This window comes from Rothia sp. HMSC072B04 (assembly GCF_001813725.1).
In the GTDB taxonomy this organism is placed as follows: Bacteria; Actinomycetota; Actinomycetes; order Actinomycetales; family Micrococcaceae; genus Rothia; species Rothia mucilaginosa.
Genome location: NZ_KV813815.1, coordinates 77289 through 82015 on the forward strand (window position 1 = coordinate 77289; position 4727 = coordinate 82015).

Here is a 4727-nt window from a genome sequence, read left to right on the forward strand (position 1 = left end):
CTCGTAGTAGTCGCCGTTCTTGGTGTAGCCTGCATCCTCAAGGATCTTGGTGGCGACGTCCTTGCCGAGCTTGGTCGGGTAGTTGTCCTGGTAGCCTTCCTGCATGGGCAGCATGCACATGGAGCCGGGCAGGTTTTCCTTCCAGCCAAGCTTCTCGTAGCGCAGCTTGAGCAGCTGGTCACGGTTCAGGGCTGCAACGAATGCGCGGCGGACGGGCAGGGGCATCTTTTCGGGGTTGATTTCGTAGTTGCCCACGGCCAGCGCGCTACCCTTGCGGATATCGATGTTGCTGACGCTGGAGAGCTCGTTGTAGGAGCTGAGGGTGCTTGCGTCGGCGTAGTCAATCTCGTTGTTCTTGAAGGCTGCCTGCTCTGCCTGGGAGCTCATTTCACGCCAGGTGATGCGCTCGAGCAGAGGCTGGGTGCCCCACCACTTCTCGTTGCGGACAACGGTGAGGACCTTGGAGGAGGAGTTCCATTCGCCGACCTTGAAGGGGCCTGCCCAGTACTGGTCCAGGGGCTTACCGTTCATGCCGTCGTTGAAGAATGCGACGTCGACGAATGCAGGGTGCAGGAAGGAGGTGAAGCTACCTTCGATGGGGTACCAGGGCTTGGACATCGTGACCTTCACGTGGCGGGTATCGCCGTCCACTGCCTCGACGCTTGCGACCTGCTCCCAGATGGGCGAGGGGGTGATCTGGTAATCCGAACCGGATGCCGCGGCGGTGTAGATGGTCTGGTAGCTCTTGACGGCGTTCACGTCGATGGGGGTACCGTCGTTGAAGACTGCCTTCGGGTTAATCTTGAAGGTCACGGTCTGCACGCCGTCAACGGTCTGAGCCTTGTACTCGGTGACGTAGTCCTCGTTCATGTGGCCTTCACCGCGGAAATCAGCGTAGTAGCCACCGGTGAATGAGGAGTTAATGGCCGCCTGAATGTTCAGGTTACCTGCGGTGTAGCCGTTGGTGTTGAGGATGTTGAAGTTCGGGCCAATGCCGTCTGCGCTCAGTCGCAGCTCGCCGCCGTTCTTAAGGGCGGAGCGGTCCTTCTCGTTGTAGGAGACTGCCTTGGACAGGTCGTCGCCAGCGGAGAGAGCGTTGCTCTCGGTCTTGGAGGAGTTGCCGCCGCATGCTGCGAGCAGGCCGACGGTACCCAGGGCAACGGTGCCGGTGAGCAGGGTACGACGGTTGAGGGTGAAAGTGGTCATTAGTTTTCCTCAGTTAGGTGGGATGCTGCTTTGCTGTACGCGGGGGAACACAACCCGCACACCTTTGTGACAGCACGCACATTTTGCATTGGCAATAGTATACACACATTTCCCACGCACTATGACCCAGTTCACCGTTTCAAGGAAAATATTTCAGCCAATTCCCGAAACCACCCCACCACAAAACCACCCATCAAAAACACAGAAAAGCCCCGCGGCACCCCGCCTCTAAGGCGGAATACCGCGGGACTTTACCCTTCCGGAGTCTTATGCCGGCGCCTCCAAAAATTCAGAAACCACCGAATAGGAATCCAGAAAATTAACCTGTGGCTTTAGTTCTGCCAACCCACATTGGTCCAGCGCTTGGGGTCGGTGTAACTGGTTGCGAAGAGGGAAGGACCGTAGTTAGCCAGCTTCTCCTTCACAGCTGCGTAGCTGGGGCCGTTAGCGTAGGGGAAGTAAATAGCGACCTTCTCCATGTGCTGCTTCTCAGCCTCAGCAGCCATCTTCAACTGCTCCTCGTGGGATTCCTTCTCGTAAATGGACGCGATGTACTTATCCAGTTCAGGATCACCCACACCCTCGTTGATTTCGCTGGTGTAGAAGTACTGAACGCTATCTGCGGGGTCAGCACCAATACCCCAACCGGAGAAGGCGCAGTCGTACTGCTTAGCGCCCATCACGGAGTTGAACTGGGACTGCGGCTGGTTGTCCTGCTCGAGCTTAATACCTGCTGCCTTGAGCTGCTGCTCGAGGTTCTGGAACTGAGCCAGGGAGGTTGCATCCGAACCGAAGTAGGTGATGGAGAAGCCTGCAGTCTTGCCATCCTTGGCGTAGTAGTCGCCATTCTTGGAGTAGCCTGCTGCTTCCAGAATCTTTGCCGCAGCCTCGGCACCGGGGTTAGAGGGCATAGCGTCCTGGTAGCCCTTCTGGAAGGGCATAGCAATCAGGGAGCCGGTCAGGGGCTCTTCCCAGTTGATCTGGCCGAACTTGACCTTAGCCAGCTGGGAGCGGTCAACCGCGGCGAAGACTGCACGGCGCAGGGCGGTGTCGGTCACGCGGGTCGGGTTGAACTGCAGGTTAATCACGCCAACGCTCTGGCCGGAGCGAATCTGAACACCGGGCTGACCCTTGACAGCGTTGTAGGTTGCCAGGCCAGCGAAGCCGATGCTGTCCAGCTCGCCGTTCTTGAACGCTGCGCGCTCTGCTTCGTCGCCCATTTCGCGCCAGATGATGCGATCCAGCAGCGGCTTCTCACCCCACCACTTGTCGTTGGGAACGAGGGTGAGGGTCTTAGCCGAAGAGTTCCACTCGCCAATCTTGAAGGGGCCGGACCAGTACTGATCCATGGGCTTGTTCACGAAGCCGTTGTTGAAGAGCTCCTTGTCGGTCAGTGCGGGGTGCAGACCGAGCAGGCCGAGGGTCTCAGCGGGGTACAGAGGCTTGGACATGACGATCTTGACGCGGGTCTTGTCGCCATCCACGGGGTCGATGGATGCTACCTGCTGCCAGAAGGGAGCGGCGATAACGTTGTAGCCGTCATCGGGGTTGCGGTAGACGGTCCACGCGGCGCGGATTGCCTCAATGTCAACGGGGGTGCCGTCGTTGAAGACAGCCTTAGAGTTGAGCTTGAAGGTGATGGTCTGCACGCCGTCAACAGTCTCAGCCTTGTAGTCGCTGACGTAGTCGTCGTTGAGGCTGTAGTCGCCGGCAGGGCTTAGGGAGGTGAAGCCGATAGCGGAGGGGATGTTGCAGGCGCCACCGAATGCGGTGAGGTTCTCGGTGGTGTAGCCGCTCTGGGTCAGAATGTTGAAGTTCGGGCCGACTGCAGAGACGCTACCGCGGAACTCGCCACCCTGCTTGAGGGAGGAGCGGTCCTGCTTGTTGATTTCGAGGTTCTTGACGATTTCCTCGGTGCTTGATGCAGCCTTACCGCTGATCTTCTTGTCAGAGCCGCCGCCGCATGCAGCGAGCAGGCCGACGGTACCCAGGGCAACGGTGCCGGTCAGCAGGGTACGGCGATTAATACGTAGATGAGTCATGTATTCTCCTCATGCCGGAGGGCTTAGGTGCTATTTGATAAGCGCACCGTGTTGTGCGCCGATTTTGCGGGAGCGCCGAAGCTCCCGCCCGTCACCTTTGTGAGAGCCCCCACATTGTTTGTGGTTGAAACACAGTATACCCCCAAAAGAAGCGACGCAGACCACAGTCCAGACTCTGGAAGAACTATACACCGTCTAAAAATCACGGGTTCAGCACCTGAACCCGCATCATCACGCGGAAGCCGCGTGCGAAAACTAAAAAATGAAATATTATGTCGCATTGGCGCGCGAGCGCGTCACACCCGGTGCTTTGAGAGTTGTTACAAGTTACAAGCACAGCGTCGGGGCAGCTAAAGCGCGCTGAACCCTCCACAAGAAAAAACTCCCCACCCCTATACGACACTGCGAAAACGTATAGGGGGCAGGGAGCTTAAAACTGCGGCTTATGCCATCCAGCCGACGGTAGACCAGTCGGTGGTCTTGAAGAGGAACGCACCGTAGTTAGCGAGCTTCGGGCGGCATGCCTTGAAGTCCGGACCATTGAGGAACGGGATGAAGAGGCAAACCTCGCTCATGTGCTTCTTCTCAATTTCGTTGCACTTCTCGGCGCGCTTAGCGTCGTCGAGGATGGTGACCATCTCGTCGACCATAGCGTCGATTTCGGGGGTGCCGACGCCGTTCCAGTTCTTGGAGTGGTAGAAGTACTCGGCTGCACTGGTCGGCTCGGAGGTCACGCCGAAGCCCGAAATGCTTACGTCGTACTCGCGGTTACCAACAACCTTCGAGAATTCAGACTGTGCACGCGAATCGAGCTCGAAGTTAATGCCGATTTCCTTCATGCTCTGGATGAAGGTCTGTGCCTGGCCCTTGGTGGTGGCGTCATCACCGAAGGTGGTCAGCTTCAGGGTGATGGTCTTGCCGTCCTTCGCGTAGAAGTCGCCGGACTTGGTGTAGCCTGCCTTCTCCAGGACCTTGCGTGCTTCCTCCGGGTTACGTGCCGGGTAGTTGTCGCGGTAGTACTGGGAGGAACCCAACAGAAGCATCGAGCCGGGAACTTCTTCTTCGTAGGGCAGACCCTGGAAGCGAATCTTTGCCAGAGCACCACGGTCGATACCCAGGAAGATTGCCTTACGGACAGCAACATCAGTGATGTGCTCTGCGTTCAGGTTCATGCCGCCGGCGAAGAGGCGGCGACCGCGGCGGATTTCAGAGTTCGCAACGTCCTTCATCTCGTTGTAGGCGCTGAGGGTACGTGACTCGACGACGTCCAGTTCGCCGTTCTTGTACGCGGCGCGTGCTGCGGCGTCTGCCATTTCACGCACGACGATGCGGTCCAGCTTGGGCTTCTCGCCCCACCACTTGTCGTTGGGCACAGCAGTGAAGGTCTTCTCGGAGGAGTTCCAGCCGTTGGGTGCCAGGGTGAAGGGGCCGCAACCGAGCTCGGGGTGGGGGTTGTCCACGAAGCCTTCGTTGAAGAGG

Annotated in this window: 3 protein-coding genes; all 3 read right to left on the bottom strand. The window is 58.2% G+C overall.

What is annotated here, in order from left to right:
- A partial coding sequence (locus HMPREF2928_RS08625; protein WP_070688272.1) for an ABC transporter substrate-binding protein occupies positions 1-1206 on the bottom strand: 1206 nt, incomplete at its 3' end.
- Positions 1207-1538: 332 nt separating this feature from the next.
- Positions 1539-3248 (bottom strand): ABC transporter family substrate-binding protein, encoded by a 1710-nt coding sequence (locus HMPREF2928_RS08630; RefSeq protein ID WP_070688274.1) that lies wholly within the window; start codon positions 3246-3248, stop codon positions 1539-1541.
- A 443-nt stretch (positions 3249-3691) separates the two neighbouring features.
- Positions 3692-4727, bottom strand: a 1036-nt coding sequence (locus tag HMPREF2928_RS08635; RefSeq protein ID WP_246823596.1) for an ABC transporter substrate-binding protein, incomplete at its 5' end; no start/stop codon positions are given.